Annotated in this window: 22 protein-coding genes; 10 read left to right on the forward strand and 12 right to left on the reverse strand. The window is 75.1% G+C overall.

Annotated elements, in window-relative coordinates; all coding sequences use genetic code 11:
* Positions 1 to 212 precede the first annotated feature (212 nt).
* The 5 genes from Q2K16_RS04790 to Q2K16_RS04810 form a co-directional block, all read right to left on the reverse strand.
* A complete protein-coding gene (locus Q2K16_RS04790) occupies positions 213 to 671 on the reverse strand; it encodes a VOC family protein (RefSeq protein WP_302743777.1) in 459 nt (152 codons plus the stop codon).
* A gap of 58 nt (positions 672 to 729) precedes the next feature.
* Positions 730 to 1,359 (reverse strand): MBL fold metallo-hydrolase, encoded by a 630-nt coding sequence (locus Q2K16_RS04795; RefSeq protein ID WP_302743779.1) that lies wholly within the window; start codon positions 1,357 to 1,359, stop codon positions 730 to 732.
* Positions 1,356 to 2,444 (reverse strand): S-(hydroxymethyl)mycothiol dehydrogenase, encoded by a 1,089-nt coding sequence (locus Q2K16_RS04800; protein ID WP_302743780.1) that lies wholly within the window; start codon positions 2,442 to 2,444, stop codon positions 1,356 to 1,358. Before Q2K16_RS04800 ends, Q2K16_RS04795 begins: the two co-directional genes overlap by 4 nt.
* Positions 2,445 to 2,511: 67 nt before the next feature.
* On the reverse strand, positions 2,512 to 3,900 hold the full coding sequence (locus tag Q2K16_RS04805; protein WP_302743781.1) for an MFS transporter: 1,389 nt from the start codon (positions 3,898 to 3,900) through the stop codon (positions 2,512 to 2,514).
* Complete coding sequence (locus tag Q2K16_RS04810; RefSeq protein WP_302743782.1) at positions 3,897 to 4,022, reverse strand: hypothetical protein; 126 nt, start codon at positions 4,020 to 4,022, stop codon at positions 3,897 to 3,899. Before Q2K16_RS04810 ends, Q2K16_RS04805 begins: the two co-directional genes overlap by 4 nt.
* Before the next feature lie 181 nt (positions 4,023 to 4,203).
* On the opposite strand from Q2K16_RS04810, the gene Q2K16_RS04815 reads away from it, so the two are divergent.
* Positions 4,204 to 5,652 carry a cryptochrome/photolyase family protein gene (locus tag Q2K16_RS04815; RefSeq protein ID WP_302743783.1) on the forward strand — a complete coding sequence of 483 codons (1,449 nt, stop codon included), beginning with the start codon at positions 4,204 to 4,206 and terminating at the stop codon, positions 5,650 to 5,652.
* A 74-nt stretch (positions 5,653 to 5,726) separates the two neighbouring features.
* Here the strand turns inward: Q2K16_RS04815 and Q2K16_RS04820 are convergent, their stop codons facing one another.
* The gene (locus Q2K16_RS04820) at positions 5,727 to 6,635 is read right to left on the reverse strand and encodes an SDR family NAD(P)-dependent oxidoreductase (protein WP_368052540.1); all 909 of its coding nucleotides are present in this window, start codon (positions 6,633 to 6,635) and stop codon (positions 5,727 to 5,729) included.
* 48 nt (positions 6,636 to 6,683) lie between these two features.
* Complete coding sequence (locus tag Q2K16_RS04825; RefSeq protein ID WP_302743784.1) at positions 6,684 to 8,159, reverse strand: flavin-containing monooxygenase; 1,476 nt, start codon at positions 8,157 to 8,159, stop codon at positions 6,684 to 6,686.
* 228 nt (positions 8,160 to 8,387) lie between these two features.
* On the opposite strand from Q2K16_RS04825, the gene Q2K16_RS04830 reads away from it, so the two are divergent.
* Positions 8,388 to 9,227: a pentapeptide repeat-containing protein gene (locus tag Q2K16_RS04830; protein ID WP_302743785.1), complete on the forward strand. Its 840-nt coding sequence runs from the start codon at positions 8,388 to 8,390 to the stop codon at positions 9,225 to 9,227.
* A 52-nt stretch (positions 9,228 to 9,279) separates the two neighbouring features.
* Positions 9,280 to 9,531, forward strand: coding sequence for a hypothetical protein (locus Q2K16_RS04835; protein ID WP_302743787.1), 252 nt, complete (start codon positions 9,280 to 9,282; stop codon positions 9,529 to 9,531).
* 59 nt (positions 9,532 to 9,590) lie between these two features.
* Here the strand turns inward: Q2K16_RS04835 and rnhA are convergent, their stop codons facing one another.
* Positions 9,591 to 10,055 carry a ribonuclease HI gene (rnhA, locus tag Q2K16_RS04840; RefSeq protein WP_302743788.1) on the reverse strand — a complete coding sequence of 155 codons (465 nt, stop codon included), beginning with the start codon at positions 10,053 to 10,055 and terminating at the stop codon, positions 9,591 to 9,593.
* Positions 10,056 to 10,173: 118 nt separating this feature from the next.
* Between rnhA and Q2K16_RS04845 the strand changes: the two genes are divergently transcribed.
* Positions 10,174 to 11,280 (forward strand): serine hydrolase domain-containing protein, encoded by a 1,107-nt coding sequence (locus tag Q2K16_RS04845; protein WP_302743789.1) that lies wholly within the window; start codon positions 10,174 to 10,176, stop codon positions 11,278 to 11,280.
* A gap of 10 nt (positions 11,281 to 11,290) precedes the next feature.
* On the opposite strand, the gene Q2K16_RS04850 is transcribed toward Q2K16_RS04845, so the two are convergent.
* The gene (locus Q2K16_RS04850) at positions 11,291 to 12,469 is read right to left on the reverse strand and encodes a lycopene cyclase family protein (protein ID WP_302743790.1); all 1,179 of its coding nucleotides are present in this window, start codon (positions 12,467 to 12,469) and stop codon (positions 11,291 to 11,293) included.
* Positions 12,470 to 12,571: 102 nt separating this feature from the next.
* Here Q2K16_RS04850 and Q2K16_RS04855 point away from each other — a divergent pair, with 102 nt between their 5' ends.
* The 4 genes from Q2K16_RS04855 (at position 12,572) to Q2K16_RS04870 (ending at position 16,389) form a co-directional block, all read left to right on the forward strand.
* On the forward strand, positions 12,572 to 13,669 hold the full coding sequence (locus Q2K16_RS04855; protein WP_302743791.1) for a serpin family protein: 1,098 nt from the start codon (positions 12,572 to 12,574) through the stop codon (positions 13,667 to 13,669).
* A gap of 304 nt (positions 13,670 to 13,973) precedes the next feature.
* A complete protein-coding gene (locus tag Q2K16_RS04860) occupies positions 13,974 to 14,465 on the forward strand; it encodes a hypothetical protein (RefSeq protein ID WP_302743793.1) in 492 nt (163 codons plus the stop codon).
* A gap of 109 nt (positions 14,466 to 14,574) precedes the next feature.
* Positions 14,575 to 15,207: a class F sortase gene (locus Q2K16_RS04865; RefSeq protein WP_302743795.1), complete on the forward strand. Its 633-nt coding sequence runs from the start codon at positions 14,575 to 14,577 to the stop codon at positions 15,205 to 15,207.
* Positions 15,208 to 15,279: 72 nt separating this feature from the next.
* Positions 15,280 to 16,389 carry a magnesium and cobalt transport protein CorA gene (locus tag Q2K16_RS04870; protein ID WP_302743796.1) on the forward strand — a complete coding sequence of 370 codons (1,110 nt, stop codon included), beginning with the start codon at positions 15,280 to 15,282 and terminating at the stop codon, positions 16,387 to 16,389.
* A 14-nt stretch (positions 16,390 to 16,403) separates the two neighbouring features.
* On the opposite strand, the gene Q2K16_RS04875 is transcribed toward Q2K16_RS04870, so the two are convergent.
* A complete protein-coding gene (locus tag Q2K16_RS04875; RefSeq protein ID WP_302743797.1) occupies positions 16,404 to 17,408 on the reverse strand; it encodes a phosphotransferase family protein in 1,005 nt (334 codons plus the stop codon).
* 519 nt (positions 17,409 to 17,927) lie between these two features.
* Here Q2K16_RS04875 and Q2K16_RS04880 point away from each other — a divergent pair.
* Positions 17,928 to 18,578 carry a C39 family peptidase gene (locus tag Q2K16_RS04880; RefSeq protein ID WP_302743799.1) on the forward strand — a complete coding sequence of 217 codons (651 nt, stop codon included), beginning with the start codon at positions 17,928 to 17,930 and terminating at the stop codon, positions 18,576 to 18,578.
* A 63-nt stretch (positions 18,579 to 18,641) separates the two neighbouring features.
* Positions 18,642 to 19,037, forward strand: a complete 396-nt coding sequence (locus tag Q2K16_RS04885; RefSeq protein WP_302743800.1) for a YchJ family protein — start codon at positions 18,642 to 18,644, stop codon at positions 19,035 to 19,037.
* On the opposite strand, the gene Q2K16_RS04890 is transcribed toward Q2K16_RS04885, so the two are convergent.
* Both Q2K16_RS04890 and Q2K16_RS04895 read right to left on the reverse strand, forming a co-directional pair.
* The gene (locus tag Q2K16_RS04890; RefSeq protein ID WP_302743801.1) at positions 19,013 to 20,320 is read right to left on the reverse strand and encodes an MFS transporter; all 1,308 of its coding nucleotides are present in this window, start codon (positions 20,318 to 20,320) and stop codon (positions 19,013 to 19,015) included. The genes Q2K16_RS04885 and Q2K16_RS04890 overlap by 25 nt on opposite strands.
* 202 nt (positions 20,321 to 20,522) lie before the next feature.
* Positions 20,523 to 21,497 carry a mechanosensitive ion channel family protein gene (locus Q2K16_RS04895; RefSeq protein WP_302743802.1) on the reverse strand — a complete coding sequence of 325 codons (975 nt, stop codon included), beginning with the start codon at positions 21,495 to 21,497 and terminating at the stop codon, positions 20,523 to 20,525.
* Positions 21,498 to 21,578 lie beyond the last annotated feature (81 nt).

Raw genomic sequence — 21,578 nt, forward strand, 5'->3', positions numbered from 1 at the left:
GTACGGGGTACACAACCCACCGCCCCTGTCGGTCATTCCGGAAATGCGCACGCCACGTCGGGCTGTGACCCGGGTCACCGGCAGGCCACACCTCGGGGTTTCATAACGGATGAATCGCTCAAACGACGCGGCAGCGTCCGGCGGGCGTGCCCCCGGTCAGGAGGGCGCAGCCGGGCGACGGCAGGTCCCCGGGCGGACGGCTCGCGCCGGCGTCAGGCGTCGGTGCCGAAGCCGTCGGTGGTGGACCGCTCGTCGAGGTCCCGCAACTCCTGGAACACGGTGAGGTGAAGGCCCGCGGGCGCGTCGAGGCGGGAGTTCAGCGAGTGCCAGGGGGTGACGGTGGGCGGGGCGATCTCGGTGGCCCCGGCGGCGACGAGCCGGCCCATCACGGCGGCGGCGTCGTCCACCTCGAACGCCAGCCGTAGCCTCGGGGCCACCTGACGGCCCACCTCGACGTCGTCGATCATCCGCTTCTGCGCCGGATTGGCGATCTCCAGGGTCGCCCGGCCCGCCTCCAGGATCACCACCCGGGCCTCCCCGGCACCGGAGTACGCGGCCTGCTCGGGCAGGCCCAGGGCGTCCCGGAAGAAGGCCACCGCCGCGTCGTAGTCCTCGGCCTCCACCACCAGGCGCAGCTGTCGTACGCCCGGGGGGCGCTCGTCGTCGGTCACCCGGCCGATCCTAGGCCGCAGCCGGCCGGGCGGCACCCGCCGCCCGGCCGGCTGCGGTTCACTGCCCGCGCGCCAGCCACTCCTGCAGGTACGGGGCCTCCGCGCCGACTGTGGTGTCGTCGCCGTGCCCGGTGTGCACCACCGTGTCCGCCGGCAGGGTGAGCAGCCGGGTCCGGATCGACTCGACGATCGTGGCGAAGTCGCTGTACGACCGGCCGGTCGCCCCCGGCCCGCCGGCGAACAGGGTGTCCCCGGTGAACACCGCCCCCAGCGCCGGGGCGTGGAAGCTGCACGCGCCGGGGCTGTGCCCGGGGGTGTGCAGCACCCGCAGGACGGTGTCCCCGACGGTGATCTCCTGCCCGTCGGTCAGCTCCCCGTCGGGGGCCAGCCCGGGGTGCACCAGGTCCCACAGCACCCGGTCGGCGGGGTGCAGCAGGATCGGCGCGCCGGTGGCCTTCGCCAGTTCCGGGGCGACCCGGACATGGTCGTCGTGGGCGTGGGTGGCGAGGATCGCCACCACCCGGCGGTCACCGACGACCCGGCGGATCGCGGCCACGTCGTGCGGGGCGTCGAGCACCACGCACTCGGTGTCGTCGCCGACGACCCAGACGTTGTTGTCGACGTCGAAGGTCTGCCCGTCGAGGGAGAACGTGCCGGAGGTGACGGTGTGGTCGACCCGGGTGGTCACGGGAACACCACCACCGACCGCAGCACGTCGCCGTGGTGCATCCGGCGGAACGCCTCCTCCACCTGGTCCAGGGCGACCTCCTCGGTGACGAAGGCGTCCAGGTCGAGGCGGCCCTGCAGGTAGAGCTGGGTGAGCAGCGGGAAGTCCCGGCTGGGCAGGCAGTCGCCGTACCAGCTCGACTTCAGCGCGCCGCCCCGGCCGAAGACGTCCAGCAGCGGCAGGTCGACTGTCATCTCCGGGGTGGGCACCCCGACCAGCACGACGGTGCCGGCGAGGTCCCGGGCGTAGAACGCCTGCTTCCAGGTCTCCGGCCGGCCCACCGCGTCGATCACCACGTCCGCGCCGAACCCGCCGGTGGCGGCCCGGATCGCCGCGACGGCGTCCTCGGCGGAGGCGTCGACGGTGTGGGTGGCGCCGAACCTGCGCGCCCAGTCGAGCTTACGACCGTCGGTGTCCACCGCGACGATCGTGGTCGCGCCGGCCAGGACGGCCCCGGCGACCGCCGCGTCGCCGACCCCGCCGCAGCCGATGACGGCCACCGAGTCCCCCCGGGTGACCTGGCCGGTGTTCATCGCCGCGCCGAGGCCGGCCATCACCCCGCAGCCGAGCAGCCCGACGGCGGCGGGCCGGGCCGCCGGGTCGACCCTGGTGCACTGGCCGGCGTGGACCAGGGTCTTCTCGGCGAACGCGCCGATGCCCAGGGCGGGGGTCAGCTCGGTGCCGTCGGTGAGGGTCATCTTCCGGGCGGCGTTGTGGGTGTTGAAGCAGTACCACGGCCGGCCCCGGCGGCAGGCCCGACACTCGCCGCAGACGGCACGCCAGTTGAGCACCACGAAGTCGCCGGGGGCGACGTCGGTGACGCCCTCGCCCACCTGTTCCACCACCCCGGCCGCCTCGTGGCCGAGCAGGAACGGGTAGTCGTCGTTGATGCCGCCCTCGCGGTAGTGCAGGTCGGTGTGGCAGACCCCGCAGGACTGCACCCGCACCACCGCCTCGCCGGGCCCCGGGTCGGGCACCACGATGGTGGTGACCTCGACCGGAGCGCCCTTGCTCCGTGAAATGACGCCCCGGACTTCCTGGCTCACGCTGTGTCCTCCCTGCCTGCCGGCAGCACCGCCGGATGGGTCCCGCTCACCGCCGAACCTACCGCGATCATGCCGCCCGACCCATCGGTCCGCCGGACCCGCCGCCCGCCGGTCGCTCACCCGCACCGTCGGCCGGCTCCCCCGGCGGTACGCACACCGTCACCTCCGGCGTCGCCACCGGCCCGGCGTCGGTGGCCCGCGCGTGTCGCCGCCGGGCGGCGTTGCGGTACCGCAGCACCTGCACCGCCCCCACCGCCCAGAGCAGGTACTGCACGGCGAACGCCCAGCGGAACGCCGACAGCGGCGGGGCCGACGCGCCGGCCGGGGTGGTCAGGTCCAGCACCACCCCGATCGCCAGCACCAGCACGATCGAGGCGACGAACCCACCGACGTTGACGATGCCGGTGGCGCTGCCGATGCGGTGCACCGGGTTGAAGGTGCGGGCGTAGTCGAACCCGATCACCGCGCCGGGGCCGCCCAGGGCCAGCACCAGCACCAGCACCACCAGCAGCCAGTGCGGCGACCGGCCCGGCCAGGCCAGCACCACCGCCCAGACCACGGCGCTGGCCCCGGTGACCACGAGGACCAGCGCCGACCTGTGGAACGGGTGCCGGGCGCACAGGTGGGCGACCACCGGCCCGGCCAGTAACGTCCCGATCGTCATCAGGCTGAGCAGGGACGCGGCGACCGTCGGCGGCAGCCCCTGCCCCTGCACCAGGAACGGGTAACCCCACAGCAGCGCGAAGACGGCCCCCGAGAACTGGGCGACGAAGTGCGTCCACAGGCCCAGCCGGGTGCCCGGCTGGGCCCAGGCGGCGGCGAGTTCCCGCCGCACGGTGGACAGGGCGGGGGTGACGGCGACGTCCGGGCCGACGTGCGGGGCGTCCCGGACGGCGACGAGCACCAGCAGCATCGTCGTCGCCCCCAGCCCGGCGGCGACCAGGAACGCCGGAGTCCAGCCGGCCCGGTGCAGCAGCGCCACCAGCGGCACCGCGGCGAGGATCGCACCGAGCTGACCGACGGTGCCGGTGAGCTGCACCAGCAGCGGGTTGCGGCGGCCCGGGAACCAGAACGCGACGATCCGCAGCACACTGATGAAGGTCATCGCGTCGCCGAGACCCACCAGCACCCGGGCGGCGACGGCGAGCCGGACGTCGGTGGCGACGGCGAAGCAGAGCTGCCCGGTGACCATCAGCGTCCCGCCGGCCAGCAGCAGCCGGCGTGAGCCGTACCGGTCCAGCAGCACGCCGACCGGGATCTGCATGGCCGCGTACACGGCGAGCTGGGCGACCGAGAAGACGGCCAGCGCGGAGGCGTTGATGGCGAACCGGTGGGTGGCCTCCACCCCGGTCACCCCGAGGGAGCTGCGGTGGAACACCGCCGCCAGGTAGGCGGTGACGGCCACCGCCCAGACCACGGTGGCCCGCCGGACGGTGGGCGCGGTAACGACGCTCACCGGTGCGCCGGGCCGGTGTCCGCCACGCCGGCGCGGTCGACGCGCCCGCCGTACCGGGCCGGGAAGCGGCTGGTCGGCGACGTGCTCCGGCACCGGGACATCAGCGTACGGCTATCCGTCATACCACCATGGTGCGTCGATGCCGGGACGGCCGGCGATGACGGGTGCGACGCCGGTGGCCCGCGCCACTGTCCGGACGGACCCGGCGCGACGGCGCGACGCCGGGCGGGCTGGCAGGGGCGATCACCGCGACCGATCGACCCCGGCACGTGGGGTGACCGGACGGCTGGGCACAATCGACGCATGTCTCCCCGCCGGTGGCTGCTCGCCGATCAACTCGGGCCGCACTTCCTGGACGACGACCGGCAACCGGTGCTGCTGGTCGAGGTCACCGACCTGTTCCGGCGTCGGCGGCTGCACCGGCAGAAGGCACACCTGATCCTCAGCGCGTTGCGCCACCGCGCCGCCGAACTCGGCGACCGGGCGGTGCTGCTGCGCACCGCGACGTTCCGGGAGGCCCTGGCGGCCGTCGACGGCCCGGTCGAGGTCTGCCACCCGAGCACCCGGGCGACCCGGGACTTCGTCCGGTCCGTGCCGGGGCTGACGGTGCTGCCGCCCCGGGGATTCGTCACCGACCGGGCCGACTTCGCCGACTGGGCGGACCGGCCCCGCCGGGGGCCCCTGCGGATGGTCGACTTCTACCGCTACGCCAAGCGCCGCCACGGCGTGCTCACCGGCCCCGGTCCGGCCGACCGTGGCCGCGGCGTCCCGGGCGGACGCACCCTGGACGTGCCGCCCCCACCGCCGATCGTCGAGGACGACATCGACGCCGAGGTGCGGGCCGACCTGGACCGGTGGGAACGCGACGGGGTGCGGTTCGTCGGCCGGGACGCCCCCCGCTCGCACCCGGCCACCGCCGCCGAGGCCGAGGACCGGCTGACGCACTTCCTGCGGTACCGGCTGCCCGCGTTCGGCCGCTACGGCGACGTGATGAGCGCCGAGGACCCGGTGCTGGCGCACGGCATGCTCTCCGCCGCGTTCAACCTCGGGCTGCTCGACCCGGCGACGGCCGTGTCCCGGGCGGAGGCGGTGTGGCGGTCGGGCGACGCCCCGCTGGCCTCGGTGGAGGCGTTCGTGCGGGGGGTGCTCGGGTGGCGGGAGTTCCTCTGGCAGCTCTACTGGTACGTCGACCCGCCCTACCGGGGCACCGGTTGGCTGGCCGCGACCGAACCGCTGCCGCAGTGGTTCGAGGACCTCGACGCCGACGCGGTGGAGGCCCGTTGCCTGGCCGACGTGCTCGCCGGGGTGCGGGACCGGGCCTGGGCGCACCACGCCCAGCGACTGCTGGTGCTCGGCAACCACGCGTTGCAGCGCGGCTGGCGGCCGACCGAACTGGCCGACTGGTTCCAGCGCAGCTTCGTCGACGGCGCCGAATGGGTGATGAACACGACGGTGCTCGGCATGAGCCAGTACGCCGACCTGGCCCGGGTGGACACCCGACCGTACGCCGTGGACGGCCGCTACATCGACGAGATCAGCGACTACTGCACCGGCTGCCGCTACCAGCCGGACCGGGAACTCGGCGACCTCGCCTGCCCGTACACCGGGGGATTCGCGGCGTTCCTGCACCGCAACCGGGAACGGCTGGTCGGTGACCCACGGCTCGCGGCGGAACTGGCCGCCCGTGACGACCCGGAGCGCCGGGAGGCGGTGCTGGCGCAGGAGGAGAAGCGGGGCAGCAACCCGCCCTGACCTGTGCTCCTCCCCCGCCGCCACCGTCGGGGGCGGCGGTCGTCGCTTCGGGGGGCGTCGCGCCTCGGCCGTGGTCAGGCGACCTCACCGGCGGGTAGTTCCGCCGGCACCGGGGCCGTCACCCGGGCGGTCGACCCGGACCGTGCACCCGGACCACCGGCGATCCGGACCCCGGCGGCGACCAGCCGGACGTACGAACCGGGCGCGACCCGGGCCAGCAGGTCGGGCAGCTTCGCCGACCAGCCGATCAGCACCCGGCCGCGCCGACGTTCGACCCCGCGCAGGATCACCTCGGCGGCCCGCCCGGGCGGGATGGACAGCAGCTTCTCGAACTGCCGCCGTGCCGCGTCGAACTCCTCGCGGGGCACGCCGCTGCCGACCCGGGCGTTGCGGGCGATGCTGGTTGCGATGCCGCCGGGGTGCACCGACGTCACCCCGATGCCGTCGACGGCCAACTCGTGCCGCAGCGCCTCGGTGAAGCCCCGGATGGCGAACTTGCTGGCCGCGTAGGCGGCCTGCCCCGCCGGGGCGATCAGCCCGAACAGGCTGGACACGTTGACCAGGTGCGCGCCGGGTTCGGCCCGCAACGCCGGCAGCAGGGCGTGGGTGAGCTGCACCGGGGCCCGGAAGTTGATGTCGACGACCCAGTGGAACTCGTCCATGGTGACCTGGTCGAACCGGCCGCCGAGGGCCACCCCGGCGTTGTTGACCAGCAACCGGAGCCGAGGATGCCGGGCCCTGATCTCCTCGGCCACCCGGGCGGTGGTGCACAGGTCGGCCAGGTCGACCAGGTGGGTGTCGACCCGACGCCCGGGATGCGCGGCCCGGACCGCGGCGGCCACCGCGTCGAGCCGGTCGCCGTCGCGGTCGAGCAGGACCAGGTCGCTGCCGCGTCGGGCCAGCCCGTGGGCGAGGGCCTCGCCGATTCCGCTGGCGGCACCGGTGACCACGGCGGTCCCGGCCGTGAAGTCGAAGTTGCGCACGCGGCCTCCTTGCTGCGGGAAAGGGACGATCCAACGATGGGGCGGGCTTCAGCCGACCGGGGTGTCGGCGGTCGCCCGGGAGAAACGGACCCCCTCGTCGACGAGCCGGCCGTGTTTCATCAGCACGACGTCGCGGGGATAGTTCTGGTGCAGCCGCCACGGTGCGCGGGCACCCTGCCTGGGCAGCGTGTCCACACTGCGCAGCACGTACCCGGACCGCAGGTCGATCAGCGGCGACAGGTCACCGTCGGCAGGTGGGACCGGGGTGACGACCTGCTGGCCGGTGGCGTCCAGGTGGCGCAGCAGCCGACACACGTAGGTGGCGACCAGATCGGCCTTCAACGTCCACGAGGCGTTGGTGTAGCCGATGGTCAACGCGAAGTTCGGCACCCCGGAGAGCATCATCCCCTTGTACGCCACCGTCGCGCCGAGGTCGACGTCGACGCCGTCGACGGTGAGGGTCATCCCACCGAGGGCGAGCAGCCGCAGCCCGGTGGCGGTGACCACGATGTCGGCGGGTAGTTCCACCCCTGAGCCGAGCCGGACACCGCCCGGGGTGAACGCCTCGACGGTGTCGGTGACCACCGAGGCCCGACCGGCGGACAGAGCCTCGAACAGGTCACCGTCGGGTGCCACGCACAGCCGCTGGTCCCACGGGTCGTACCGGGGCGAGAAGTGCCTGTCCACGTCGTACCCGGCGGGCAGCCGGCCCTTCGCCGCGCGCCGCAGGAACGCCCGCACCATCCGGGGCGCACGTCGGCTGAGCTGGTAGGTGACGGTGCCGGACAGCACGTTCTTGGCGCGTACCAGCCGGTGGGCGGCGCGGGCGGGCAGCCGGCGGCGCAGCACGTCGGCCAGCCGGTCCCGGGCCGGCAACGCGATCACGTACGTGGGGGAACGCTGGAGCATGGTGACGTGCCCGGCCCGCCGCGCCAGCGCCGGCACCAGGGTCACCGCAGTGGCCCCGCTGCCGATCACCACCACCCGCCGGCCGGTGTGGTCGAGGTCGTCGGGCCAGTGCTGCGGGTGCACCAGCCGCCCGGTGTACCGCCCGACGTCGGGGAAGTCGGGGGTGTAGCCGGCGTCGTACCGGTAGTACCCGGTGCAGGAGAAGAGGAAATCACAGGTCAGGACGATGTCCTCGGCGGTGTCGTCGCGGTGCACGTGGACCGTCCAACGGGCGGTGGTGCTGTCCCACTCGGCACGGCGTACCCGGTGGCGGAACCGGATGTGCTCCTCGACGCCGTACTCCCGGGCGGTCTGGCGGACGTAGCGCAGGATGGTGTCGCCGTCGGCGATGGCCTGCGGCGCGGTCCACGGCCGGAACGCGTAGCCGAGGGTGAACATGTCCGAGTCGGAGCGGATGCCGGGGTAGCGGAACAGGTCCCAGGTGCCGCCGACCGCGTCCCGCGCCTCGACCACCGCGTACGTCTTGTCGGGGCAGCTGCGCCGCAGGTGGCAGGCCGCACCGACACCGGACAGCCCCGCGCCGACGATGAGCACGTCGACGTGGTCGGTGGCCATCGCATCTCCCGGGTCCGAGGCGGTGACCGGACCCTATCCCACCCTCCCGGGGCGACGGGTGCCGCTGACTCCCGTCCGGCCGGGCTGCCCGGCGCTACCACCGCCCCCGATCGGCGGGCGGGACCCTCCCCGATCGGCGGACCGCGACCCGGCGGACAATGCCCGGGGCGGCCCGGCCCGGACGCGGGGCCGGCGACGACCACCCGGACGAGGGAGACGACGGACAGCATGGCGGAAACCAGCGGGCTGCGGGCCGACTGCGCCCGTTGCGTCGGGTTGTGCTGCGTCGCTCCGGCGTTCGCCGCCTCCGCCGACTTCGCCCGGGACAAGCCCGCCGGCCGCGCCTGCCACCACCTGCGCGCCGACTCCCGCTGCGGCATCCACGACGAGCTGCGCGACCGTGGCTACCCCGGCTGCGTCGTGTTCGACTGCTTCGGCGCCGGCCAGCGGGTCAGCCAGGTCACCTTCGGTGGCCGGGACTGGCGGACCGACCCGGCCACCGCCGCCGGCATGTTCGCCGCGTTCACCGTCACCCGACCCCTGCACGAACTGCTCTGGTATCTCACCGAGGCGCTCACCCTCACCCCCGCCGGCCCGCTGCACGACGAGCTGCGCGCCGCCCGCGACGCCACCGACGCGCTGGCCGGCGGCACCGGGCAGGAGCTGGCCACGGTCGACGTGGACGCCCACCGCGACCGGGTGAACCCGCTGCTCGCGGCGGCCAGCGAAGCCGCCCGTGCCGGCACCGGCGGGGCCGACCGGCGGGGCGCGCTGCTGCTCGGCGCGGACCTGCGGAGCGCGGACCTGGTCGGTGCGAACCTGCGCGGCGCCCGGCTGCTCGGCGCGGACCTGCGTGGGGCGGACCTGCGCCGGGCCGACGTCACCGGTGCCGACCTGCGCGGCGCGGACCTGCGCGGGGCCGACCTGTCCGACACCCTGTTCCTGCACCAGTCCCAGCTCGAGGCGGCCCGGGGTGACCGGCACACCACCCTGCCCGCACGGCTGCGCCGCCCCGTGCACTGGACCACGGTGGTGTCGCCCGCCCCGGCCCGCCGGCCCCGCCGCTGACGGCCCCACGCGGGTGGGTTTGCCGGGCGGCAGGGCGGGCAGGTAGGTCGGCATGACGGAACAACCACGCACCGACCGGGCCGACACCGACGAGCCGAACGGCGTGCCGGCGTACGAGGCGTCGCTGCGCCCGCCGGGCGAGTCGCTGGGCGACGGCGGGGACACCGGCGACGACTTCGCCTACCTGCCCGCCGAGGAACACCGGTCGGCCCGGGAGACCAGCCGCGCCGGCTACGACGTGGCCGCGGTCACCGGTGCGGGTGACCCCGCCGAGGAGGAGGCCGCCCACCCGCCCACCGAGTAGCGCGCCGCCACCGGCGCGGTCGCGGCGACGTGGTGGGCGTCGGCGCGCGGGGACCACGGTCAGCGAGAGACGCCCACCGCCGCCCGCGCCTGCGTCATCCCCCGGTTGGCCAGCGCGTCGGCGCGCTCGTTCTCCGGGTGGCCGTTGTGCCCCTTCACCCAGCGCCAGCTCACCTCGTGCCGGGCACAGGCCACCTCCAGCCGCTGCCACAGGTCGGCGTTCTTCACCGGCTGCTTGGCCGCGGTACGCCACCCGTTACGCTTCCACGACGCCAGCCAGCTGGTGATGCCGTTGCGCACGTACGTGCTGTCGGTGTGCAGCCGCACCGTGGCCGGCCGGGTCAGTGCCTCCAACGCCTCGATCGCCGCGGTCAGCTCCATCCGGTTGTTGGTGGTCGGGGTGGCCTCGCCACCGCACAGCTCCCGCTCGTGCCCGCCGTAGCGCAGCAGCACACCCCAACCCCCCGGCCCCGGGTTGCCACTGCACGCCCCGTCGGTCCAGATCTCCACGACCCCGTCCACCATGCCGCCGAACCTACCGGCACCCCACCAGAGCCCCGCCGCAGGGACACGGACGGGCCCCGACGGCACCGGCCGGGAACCCAGCGGCGGCCCCGGACCGGCTCTGGCAGAGTCGGCGACCGTGACCGACGACGGGGACGCCCTACGGGCCGAGGTACGCCAGACCGTGCACACGCTCGTCGACTCCGGCCGGGAGGCGGGCGTGCAGGTGGCGGCCTACCGGCACGGCCGGCTGATCGTCGACGAGACCGCCGGGACCGCCGACACCGCCACCGGCCGGCCGCTCACCGCCGACACCCCGATCTTCAGCGTCTCCACCGGCAAGGGCCTGACCAGCAGCGTCGTGCACGTCCTCGCCGAAGCGGGCCGGCTCGACTACGACCTGCGCGTCGCCGACGTCTGGCCGGAGTTCGCCCGGCACGGCAAGCACACCGTCACCCTGCGGCACGTGCTCACCCACACCGCCGGGGTGCCGGACCTGCCCGCCGACGTCACCCCGGCCGACTTCACCGACTGGGACCGGATGTGCGCGCTGGTCGCCGACGCGGTGCCCCGCTGGGCACCCGGTGAACGGATCGCCTACCACGCGTGGACGTACGGCTGGCTGGTCGGCGAGGTCGTCCGCCGGGTCACCGGCCGGACGGTCTCCACCGTGCTCGCCGAGGACATCGCCGCCCCGCTGGGCGTCACCGGGGAACTGCTCCTCGGGGTGCCCGATGCCGACGTGCCCCGGCTGGCCGTCCTGGAGGACAACGGCCTGGCCGACCTGATGACGTTCGCCTCCACCCACCTGCCGCACTTCGACGCCGTCGCCCCACCGGCCGTCCGCCCCGACGCCACCATCGGCAGCCGACCCGACGTGCTATGCGCCGACGTGCCTGCCGTGGGCACCCTCACCGCCCGCGCCGCCGCCCGGCTCTACGCCGCGCTCATCGGCGACGTCGACGGGGTACGCCTGATCTCCGCCGACCGGCTGCGCCAAGTCGGCACCGTCGCCGTCCGGGGCGTCGAATGGGTGTTCGGGCAGGAGACGGCGTTCGGCCTCGGCTACACCATCGGTGACGACGGCTCGTTCGGCACCTCCGGCAGCGGCGGCAGCCTCGCCTACGCGTACCCGGAGCTGGGCCTGTCGGTGGCGGCGACCCGCAACCGGCTCGGCGCGAACGACGGCGACCCGATGGAGGGCCTGCGGACGCTGATCCGCGACAGGGTCCGGGCCGCCCGCTGACCGACGCCGCTCAGCGTCGGATCAGCCGGGCGCGCAGCCGGCCCACCGCGTCACCGACCACCGCCGAGGTCATCGGCAGCAGCGGACTCGACCGCATCAGGGCCACGTCCTCCGCCGGTCCGGTCGCGCCGTCGAGGAACCGCAGCACCCGCGACGCCGGGTTCCGGTCGAACAGCCGGTCGAAGAACTCCGGCCCACCCACCACCCCGGAATCCCACGCCCGCAGCGCCACCGCGTCCATCCACCGGTGCCGCCTCGGGTACGCCGGCCGGGGCACCGGCGGACGGCCGGCGGCGAGCGCGGTGGCGACCTGACCGGCCTGCCGGTGCATCGCCGAGAAGGTGAACCCGGTCGACGGGCGGGTCGCCCCACCGGCGGTGCCCAGGCGCACCACCCGGGGCGACGGGCGGCCGTCGAACGGCGCGTCGGTCATCGGGATCACCCCGTCCTCCACCTCCCGCACGGTCAACGCGGCCAGGTCCAGCCCGAGCAGCCCCGCGTAGCCGCGCAGGCCCGCGTCGTAGCCCGCGTCGGTGAGCACCGCCGGGGAGAACTCGGTGTACTCGACAAGCGCGTACCGGTCGCTGACCGGCAACACGTAGCCGAACGACACCCCCCGGGCCGGCTGCGGGGTGCGGAAGTCCATCAGCACCGCCCGCCCCGGGTCGAACACCGGCGTCGACGACTCCAACCACCAGCCCCGGAAGTGCTGCAACCAGGCCGTGCGGCCGGGCCGGCGGGGTGGGCGGGGGCGCGAGTCGAGCACCCAACCGGCGCGCAGCACCGCCCGGCCCTCGGTGTCGCGTACCGTCACCGCCGTGCCGTCGTCGTCGAGCGCGCCCACCGCCACGTCGTAGCGGGCCGCGCCGAGCCGCCGTTCCGCCTCGGCGGCCCGCGCGTAGACCGGGGCGGAACGCAGCATCGCGTACCGCAGCGGGGTCAGCTCCAGCATCCGGGTGGCCGCCGGGGTGGTCACCTCCACCCGCGGCCAGCTGGCGCTGAGCATCGGCTCCAGATCACCCCCCGGGGCGCCCCAGAACGCCCAGGTGCGGTCCTGGCCGCGCTTGCGCACCGGGTCCACCACGGCGACCCGCAACCCCGGCAGTTCGTGCCGGGCCAGCGCGGCGAGCACCAGCGAACCGGCCCCACCACCACCGACGACGGCCAGGTCGACCTCGCGCACACCCACCCGGCCACGCTGTCACACCACCGCCTGCCGGCCGCACCGACCCCACCACCGGCCTGCCGGGGCGGACAGCAGGCGGGGTGGGGTCGGGTAGCCTGCCGCCCCATGAGCCCGCCCGCCAACGCCCTCACCGCCCGCTGGGCGGCCCGCCTGGACGACCGGCAGACCGTCCTGTCCGGCGTCGGGGCGTACCCGCTGCTCGCGCTGCTCGCCCGGTACGCCACCGGCCCGGCCCGCGCCGAACTGCACGCCGTCGCCCCCACCCCGGCCACCCCTGTCGACTCCCCCACCACCCGTCTCGCGGCGGGCTTCTGGTCCCGCGCCGGGCTGCCCCTGGGCCGCCGCTGGCTGACCGAGGTGGACGCCTCGACCCGGGGCGAGCTGACCGGCGACCCGGCCGTCGACCAGCCGCGCCTCGACCGGTGGGCGCACGACCACACCGACGGCCTGATCCCCCGGATGCCCGTCCCGGTCGGGCCGGGCACCGCGCTGGTGCTGGCCACCGCGCTGAGCGTGCTGGTCGACTGGGCCACCCCGTTCCGCCCGGCCCCCTACCGGCCGGTCACCGGGCCGTGGCAGGGCCGCACCCTCGCCGGGCTGCACCGGGGCGGCGGCGACCCGGCGGCGCTGCGGGTCGCCGACACCGCCGCCGGCCCGGTCAGCCTGCTCACCGTCGCCGGGAACGCCGACGTCGACGTGCTGCTCGCCCTCGGCCCGGACGGGCAACCCGCCGCCCGGGTGCTCCCGGCCGCGATCGGGGCGCTCGACCACCCCGCGATCCTGCCCGCACCGGCCGGACCCGGCGTCACCGAGGACACCGTCGACGGGCACGACGACCGGCCGGAGCTGCTCGTGCGTACCGTCGGGTTCACGGTGACCGGCGAGCACGACCTGCTCGACCACGCCGACCTGTTCGGCCTCGCCACCGCCGCCCGCGACGGCGACCACTTCCCCGACATCAGCCCCCGGCTGTCGGTCTCCGACGCCCGGCAGAGCGCCCGGGCCGAGTTCAGCGCCACCGGCCTGCGGGCCGCCGCCGTCACCGCCCTGGCCATGCGGGCCGGCGGCGCGGCACCGCGCGCCACCGTCCGGCGACGACGGGTACGCCTCGACGTCGACAGGCCGTTCGGCTTCCTCGCCGTGCACCGCCCCACCGGCCTGGTGCTGGTCGCCGGCTGGGTGACCGACCCGACGCCGGCCTGACCCCGGGCCGGCCGGCGACGGCGCGTCCACGGGCGGTTGTGGGAAATCGTCAGCGGGGTGGGTCACACCCCCTAAGGCATCCTAGGAGGCTGGGGTGTCGGGTGGCGCGGCTGTCCCCGGCGTCCCGGCAATTCCGCCGCTCTCCGGCGGAGGGGAGAACACGTGACGGCAACGAAGATTTCTCATTTACCCCGGTAGGAGGGGCCATCCCTCCTAGGGTTGGGCACACCGGTGCTAGTTACGGAGTTGGCCACCCGAACGACGTCCCACGCAGACAGCGGACGAAAAGTGAGGGAAGACGCGTATGAAGGCACAGAAGATCCTCGTATCGGCGGCGCTCGGCGTGGGCCTCGGCACGCTCCTGCTCCCGGCCGCCGCACTCGCGGACACCACGGTGTCGCCGGCCACCACGCCGGTCGGCGGGACGGTCGTGCTCACCGCGACGACCTGCAACCCGAAGGCGGGTGACGTGATCTTCCACGTGACCGGCCCGGACCGGGACCAGAACGTCCGCTCCACCACCGCCGCGGCCGGCGGCGGGCTGAGCGCCGAACTCTTCACCGCCGGATTCACCCTGGGCACCTACACCGTGGCCGCCACCTGCGGCGACGGCAGCTCCGCCGGCAGCGCCACCTTCACCGTCACACCGATCGGCGCGGCACCCGCCGGGGCCGGCGGCGACGCCGGCGACACCGGCCTGCTGGCGGCCGGAGGCGCCCTCGCCGGGGCCGCCGCGCTCGGCGCCACCGTGCTGCTGCGCCGCCGACGCCGGGCGGCGGCGGACGCCATCGCCTGACCAACGGCAGGCGTCGGTCGACGACGCGCCACACCATCCCTGGGGACGGGTGCCCGCACCGAACCGGTACGGGCACCCCGACCACATCGGACGTCGGGGAGGACGGGCGATGGGCGTACGCGAGTGGGCGGGCCGGACCCGCGCCGCCGTCACCGCGGTCACGGTCAGCGGCACCGCCGGGATCGCGCTGATCGCCGCCGGGCTGACCCTCGGACCGGTCGGACCACCCCAGCCGAGCATCGACGTCAGCGGCGGCGGCACCAGCCGCTCCCCGGTCCCGGCGCTGCCCCGCTCCACCCCGGTCCGCATCGACATCCCGGCCATCGGCGTGCACGCCGACCTGGTGCCGGTGGCCGGCGACCCGAACGGCACCCTCGAGGTGCCGCCGCTGGACCGGCCCACCGTCGCCGGCTGGTACCGGCCCGGGGCCAGCCCCGGCGAGGCGGGCAACGCCGTCGTCGTCGGGCACGTCGACACCCGCGACGGGCCGGCGGTCTTCTTCGACCTGGGGCGGCTGCGCCCCGGCGACACCGTCCGGATCACCCGCGCCGACGGGCGGGTGGTGCGGTTCGCGGTCGACGGGGTCGGGGCGTACCCGAAGCGGAACTTCCCCACCACGCTGGTCTACGGGCCGGGCGGACCGGGACCGACGCTGCGTCTGGTCACCTGTGGAGGACGGTTCGACGAACGGTCCCGCGACTACTCCGACAACGTCGTCGTACGGGCCACCGCCGTCGGCTGACCCGCCCCCGCCCGGTGTCGTGCCGACCCACTACGGTGGGCCGGCGGACGGGCGGCGAGGCGGAGGTACCCGGTGGAGCGGCGAGCGCTGACGACCCTGCTCGGGCCCCGGCTCGGCACCCTGGTCGGCCGGCTGCGCCGACCCTCCGGCGCGACGCCCGACCGCCCCGCCCGACGGGCCAACCCGGACGCCGTGGTCGACTGCGCCGTCTACGTCAACGGTCGCCGGGAGACCGGCCGGCCGCACTACGCCGACGCGTACGCCCGTTCCCGGCGCAGCCGCAACGCCTTCGTCTGGTTGGGCCTGCACGACCCGGGCGCGGCGGTGCTCGCCGCCGTCGGCCAGGTCTTCGGCCTCGACGAGCTGACCGTGGCGCAGGCGCTCGCCGACGGGCACCGCCCCACCGTGCAGCGGCACGGCCCGGTCACCCTGCTGGTGCTGCGCACCGCCGCCTACGTCGCCCAGGGGGAGCTGACCGCGACCTCCGACGTGGTGGACACCGGCGACGTGATGGTGCTGCTGGGCGACCGGTTCGTGGTCACCGTCCGGCACGGCGCGTCAGGTGCCCTCGCGCCCGTCCGCCGGGAGATCGAGGGCCGCCCGTCACTGCTCGCCGAGGGCCCGTGGGCGGTGGCGTACGCGGTGACGGCCCGGATGGTCGACCTCTACCTGGAGGTCGCCGCCCACCTCGAACGGGACCTGGAACGCGTCGAGGAGACCGTCTTCGCCCCCGACCACGCCGCCGACATCCAGCAGATCTACCAGCTCAAACGGGAACTGGTCGAGTTCAAGCGGGCGGTCCTGCCGCTCCAGGAGCCGCTGCGTGCCCTGGTCGCCGCGCCCGACGGCGGCCTGCCGGTGGGCCTGCGCCGCTGGTACGTCGACGTGGAGGGCCGGCTCACCCGGGCGGTCGACCGGATCACCGCCTACGACGAGCTGCTCAACTCGCTCCTGCAGTCCCGGCTGGCCCAGCTCACCGTCGACCAAAACAACGACATGCGCAAGATCGCGGCGTGGGCGGCGATCGCCGCCACCCAGACCGCGGTGGCCGGGGTCTACGGGATGAACTTCGCCCGGATGCCCGAGCTGTCCTGGCGGTACGGCTATCCGGCCGCGCTGGCGCTGATGGCGACCGCGGCGTTCACCCTGCACCGACTGTTCCGCCGCTCCGGCTGGCTCTGACCCCACCGCCCCGCTCAGGGCCCGTCCAGGTCGGACAGTTCCTCGTCGAGCAGCCGCGCCAGTATCCGGAACCGGTCGGGTTCGGTGTCCACGGTGATCCCCCGGCTGGGCGCCTCGACCGTCATCAGCAGGTAGAGGTAGAGCCGGTAGAGGCCGAGCCGGCGGCGCACCCCCGGCTCGTCGAGCGCCACCCGCGCCCCGGCCGCACGGTAGCCGCACAGGAACGGGTCGTCCGGGGTGTCCTCGGCGCGGCGGAACAGCAGCGGCGACACCAGGTCCAGCAGCGGATCGCCGTACAGGAAACGCTCACCGTCGACCAGCCCGCCAAGCCGGTGCCCACCGTCCGGACCCGGCACGGCGAGGACGTTGCCCGCCCAGCCGTCGAAGTGCAGCAGCGCCGGACGGCGCACCACGTCCAGCACCCCGGCGTGCCGGGCGACCAGGGCCCGCAGCCGGTCGGCCGGCAGCGGCAGCGGCACCGCCCAGTCCGCCGCGTCGGCGAGCAGGTCGTCCACCATCGCGGTGTACGCCGACCGCCAGGTCGGGCCGGCGGCCCGACCGCCGTCGTAGCCGTACCGGTCGCCGGTCACCAGGTGCAGGGCGGCGAACGCCGTGCCCAGCTCGGTCCAGACCTCGTCGACAGGTACGCCGTCGGCGACGAGCGTGTACAGCATCCGTCCGGGGAGGTGGCCGGTGAGCAGCCAGTCCCCGAGGGTCGGGTCACTGCCGTGGTGCAGCAGCGGTGGTACGGGTACGGCCGGCGCGTGCGCCGCCACCAGCCGCAGGTAGCGTGCCTCGGCGGCGATGAGGTCCCGTTCGTAGCGCAGCAGCGGCACCGACGGCGGTGGCCCCACCTTGAGCACCACGGCACGCCCGTCGTCGAGCTTCACCCACCAGACGGCGGCGAATCCGCCCCCGCTCAGGGGCCCGCAGTCGGTGACCTGCACGGCGGTCCCGAGGGAGGCTGCGACGTACCGGCGGATCTGGTCGGTGTCGAGGAGGCGTTGGGTGGGGCTCACCGGCGGCCGTCCCGCTGTGCGACGTTCATGACCGCCCAGACTAGCGGTGGGCCGCCGCCTACGGGTGCGGCGGGGACGGACGTTCGTCCCGCGCATCGCCGTCCGCACGGAATGTCGGGTTTACCCGGCGACCGCCGGCCTACCCGGCGCACGGCCCCCGCCGGACCGCTGGCTGGTCCGGGGCGACGTCGCCATCGGTGTCCGATGGGCGGCCCGCCCCCGCGCGCGGTCACCGCCGACATGTCGCCTCCGCGGCCGGTCTCGGCGTGGCCGGGGCCACCCCCACGGCGGAATCGTCGCCGGGGCCGGGGCGTTGTACCTGGCATACCACCGCCGCTCCCCACGGGGAGCCGGCCCCGGAACACCGACCCCGGAATGCGGTCGCCACCGGGTTGGTTACACCTCCCCCGGACGCCCGAGCAGGTCCCCCGGACCGCCGGGCGCTTCCCTTGCGACTTCCGCGACGCCCCTCCCCCTTCCGGGGCGTCCACCGCACCCCCGACGCAGAGGAGCATCCCCGTGCGTACCGACATCCTGCGCAAGACCGCCCTGACCGTCGCCGGCCTGGCCGCCACCGCCGGTGGCGTCGCCGGCCCCGCGATCGCCGCCCACGCCGCCGGGACCGACCGCCCCGCCGCCCTCCAGGCCGACCGTCGGCCGACCGGCGAGCGCGAGCTGAAGGTCGACTACGAGGCGCAGCCCAACTTCTACTACTGCGGCCCGGCCGCCGCCCGTAACGCGCTCAGCGTCCAGGGCAAGAACATCGACGTGGACACCATGGCCAAGCACATGCGCACCACCGAGGACGGCACCGACAGCATCAACGACATCACCCCGGTGCTCAACCGGGAGACCGGCCGCGACGCCTACCGCAGCACCGAGATCCGCAGCAGCAAGGCCGACGACAAGCAGACCGACACGTTGCGCGCCGACATCGTCCGCGCCATCGACGACGGCCGCGCCGTGGTCGCCAACATCGCCGGCACCGCCACCGACACCGACGGCAACACCCACTCCTTCGAGGGTGGCCACTACATCAGCGTCACCGGCTACCACGACGCCGGCAGGACCGTCACCATCGCCGACTCCGCCAACCCGGACACCGCCTCCTACCGCATCACCGTCGACGACCTCGGCGACTGGATCGCCACCCGCGGCTACGCCTCCTGACCGCCGCACCCGGACGGGCCGACCCTGGGTCGGCCCGTCCGGCGGTTGCGGCAGGATGGACGGGTGGCGAAACACGCATCCCGCCGGCCCTGCCCCTGCGGCACCGGCCTGCCGTACGCCGACTGCTGCGGGCCGCTGCACGCCGGCGACGGCACGGCCCCGACGGCGCAGGCGTTGATGCGCTCCCGGTTCAGCGCCTTCGCCGTCGGCGACAGCGACTACCTGCTGCGCAGCTGGCACTCCACGACCCGGCCACGCCGGCTGCACCTCGACCCCGCCACCCGGTGGACCCGGTTGGAGATCGTCGACAGCACGCGCGGCGGCCTGCTGGACACCACCGGCACGGTGACGTTCCGCGCCCACTACCGCGATGCCGGACAGCCCGGCACGATGGCGGAGCACAGCCGGTTCGTCCGCGAGGACGGCACCTGGGTCTACCTCGACGCGCTGCCGGACTGATCCGGGCACCGCCCGCACGGGGCCGGTTCACCGCGCCGCCGGTGTCGTCGGGCGATGCGGTGCCGCCGCCCGCTCCCCGGCACCGCCAGCGCCCCGGCCACCAGCAGGTACGGCACCGCCGCCGCCACGAACGCCACCGGGTGCCCGCCGGGCGCGGCGACCAGCGCGTACCCGGCGTAGACCACGATCGCGGCCAGGTCGGTGCCCATGCCCGCGACTGAGGTGACGGTGGCCCGTCCCGGGCCGGTGATCCGGTCCTGGAGGCGGGCGTCGGCGAGCACGGTGGCGAGTTGCAGGGCGCAGAACGCCACCCCGAGCAGCAGGAAGCCCCCCGGCTGACGGACGGCGGCCCCGGCGGCCAGGGCGACGGCGGCGAGGGCGAGCAGTGCCGCGTACCCGCGGGTGGTCAGGCGTTCCGCCGTCGGGGCGAGCAGGCCGCCGACGGTCATCCCGAGCCAGACCGGCAGGAGCAGCAGCGGCACGGTGGACGCCGCGACGCCGGTGTCGCGGGCCAGCAGCGGGGCGTACTCGTCGAGGGTGCCCCAGACCGCCGTCACCGCCGGGACGAGCAGCACTGCCGCCCGTACCCGTCGGTCGGCGCGGGCCTCGGCGAGGCCGGCACGCAGACTCGCCCACCAGCCCGGCCCGGCCGGCGCGTCGGGAGACGCGGGGGGTGGCGGCGGGGCCGGCACGGCGGGCCGGTGTTCCGGGAAGCGGGTGGCGACGGCGGCAGCGAGGACGGCGGACAGCACGCTCGCCGCACCGACCGCCAGGTATCCGCCGGCGGCGAGGACCGGTCCGGCCAGGCCCAGCGAGGCGAGCACCCCGAGCACCCCGGCGGTGCGGCCCCGACCCATCGTGCGGGCGTAGCGGCCGGCCGCGCCGAGCCGGTCGAGTTCGGTGTAGACCAACGCCTCCAGGGCGCCGGAGCCGAGCGCGCCGCCGGCTCCCCAGAGGACGAAGCCGAGCGCGAACGCCCACCACGAGCCGGCCAGCACCCACAGGGCGAAGCAGACCCCGGTGAGCAGCGGCGCGAGGCAGAGCAGCAGGCGTCGGGAGACGGTGTCGGCCCAGGCCCCGGAGGGGACCTCCAGCACGATCGCGGTCACCGACCAGATCACGAAGAGCGCGGAGATCTGCCCGACGGTGAGCCCGGTGTCGCTGAACAGCAGGACGTACACCGGGTAGAGCAGGACGAGATCGCTGAGGAACAGGTAGCCGTAGAGCGTGGCGGACAGCCGGCGGAGACGGGTGTCGGGCACCCGCGCGGAGAGGGGGTTCATCAGGGCCTTTCCCGGGGACGGAACGGACGCGGAAGGTACGGCGTCCGTGGCGGTCCACGGTTTCGGCCTTCAGTGCCGGATCACCATCGCCAGGTCATATGCCCGATGCTAGCCGGCGGCGGACGGCGGCGCCGCCCCGGCGCGGTGTCACCAGGCGGCGGGGCGGCGCCTGGTGAGGCGTCCGCCCCGTCGCGCGGTGCGGTCACCGGCGGGAGGTGTCCGGGTCCAGCGGAGGGATGACCATGGTGGCCTCGCTGTCGGTGGCGGCCCCGTCGGCCGGTCCGGCCTGGCGCGGCACGATCTGGGTCGCCTCGACGTCGTCGGGGCGGGTCACCACCTGGGTACGTTCGGCGTCGTCGTCCACCGTCGCCGCCGGGGCGGCCGTGGTGGGGACCGGCGCGGGCGTGACGGTGGTGGCGGGCACCGGCTGGGTGCGTTCGGCCTCCGCGTACGGGTCCAGCCGGGCCTCGACGTCGCGCCGGCCGGCCTGGTAGGCGCGGGCGTGGGTGGCGATGGTGCGTGACTCCTGCTCGGCGCGGGTCAGCCAGGACTCCCAGCGGGCCTGCATCGGGCGGACCAGCCCGCCGCCGACCCCGACGACGAGGATGCCGCCGACGGTGGCGAGCACGGCGACCAGCACCGGCGTGGTGACCGCGGTGGCGACGCCGATCTGGTTGAGCGCGGCGATCACGCCCAAGCCGAGGATGAACACCGAGGCGATGTTGGCCAGCACCCGGCCGTAGGAGAGGCCGCCGAGCGCGCTGCTGATGATGTCCTTGACCGCGTTGGCTATCGCGGCGGCGACGACCACGATGACGATCGCGACGAACGCCCGGGGCAGCCAGGCGATCACGCCGGCGATGAGGTCGGAGATCGGGCTGGGGCCCCAGATGCCGAAGGCGAGCTGGAGGGTCACCAGCAGCACCCCGTAGTAGGCGAGCTTGGCGACGATGTCACTGGCGTCGTAGCGGGAACGGGCCAGCGCCGTCTTGATGCCGCCGCGTTCGACGGCCCGGTCGAAGTGCACCCGTTCCAGCACCTTGTCGACGATCCTGCGGACGGCCTTGGCGACCAGCCAGCCGGCCATCAGGATCGCCACGAAGGCGACCGCCTTGGGCAGGAAGAGCATCACCGCCCGCAGGGCGTCGCCCACCGCGTCGCTGATTTTGTCTGTCATCCGTGGTCCTCCACCGTCAGCTCGGTCGGCCCCCGAAGCTACCCCCGACCCGGTCGCCGGAAACCCGGCGGGGCCGGCCGG

Origin of the sequence: Micromonospora cynarisoli (assembly GCF_030518815.1) — a bacterium.
GTDB classification, from domain to species: Bacteria; Actinomycetota; Actinomycetes; order Mycobacteriales; family Micromonosporaceae; genus Micromonospora; species Micromonospora wenchangensis.

Bases quoted from the DNA above. Each gene is read 5' to 3' on its own strand.
- Q2K16_RS04895 (WP_302743802.1), bottom strand. From the start codon at position 21,497: ATGACAGACAAAATCAGCGACGCGGTGGGCGACGCCCTGCGGGCGGTG.
- Q2K16_RS04815 (WP_302743783.1), top strand. From the start codon at position 4,204: ATGTCTCCCCGCCGGTGGCTGCTCGCCGATCAACTCGGGCCGCACTTC.
- Q2K16_RS04810 (WP_302743782.1), bottom strand. From the start codon at position 4,022: ATGACGGATAGCCGTACGCTGATGTCCCGGTGCCGGAGCACGTCGCCG.
- Q2K16_RS04890 (WP_302743801.1), bottom strand. From the start codon at position 20,320: ATGAACCCCCTCTCCGCGCGGGTGCCCGACACCCGTCTCCGCCGGCTG.
- Q2K16_RS04830 (WP_302743785.1), top strand. From the start codon at position 8,388: ATGGCGGAAACCAGCGGGCTGCGGGCCGACTGCGCCCGTTGCGTCGGG.
- Q2K16_RS04855 (WP_302743791.1), top strand. From the start codon at position 12,572: ATGAGCCCGCCCGCCAACGCCCTCACCGCCCGCTGGGCGGCCCGCCTG.
- rnhA (WP_302743788.1), bottom strand. From the start codon at position 10,055: ATGGTGGACGGGGTCGTGGAGATCTGGACCGACGGGGCGTGCAGTGGC.
- Q2K16_RS04865 (WP_302743795.1), top strand. From the start codon at position 14,575: ATGGGCGTACGCGAGTGGGCGGGCCGGACCCGCGCCGCCGTCACCGCG.
- Q2K16_RS04835 (WP_302743787.1), top strand. From the start codon at position 9,280: ATGACGGAACAACCACGCACCGACCGGGCCGACACCGACGAGCCGAAC.
- Q2K16_RS04860 (WP_302743793.1), top strand. From the start codon at position 13,974: ATGAAGGCACAGAAGATCCTCGTATCGGCGGCGCTCGGCGTGGGCCTC.
- Q2K16_RS04825 (WP_302743784.1), bottom strand. From the start codon at position 8,159: ATGGCCACCGACCACGTCGACGTGCTCATCGTCGGCGCGGGGCTGTCC.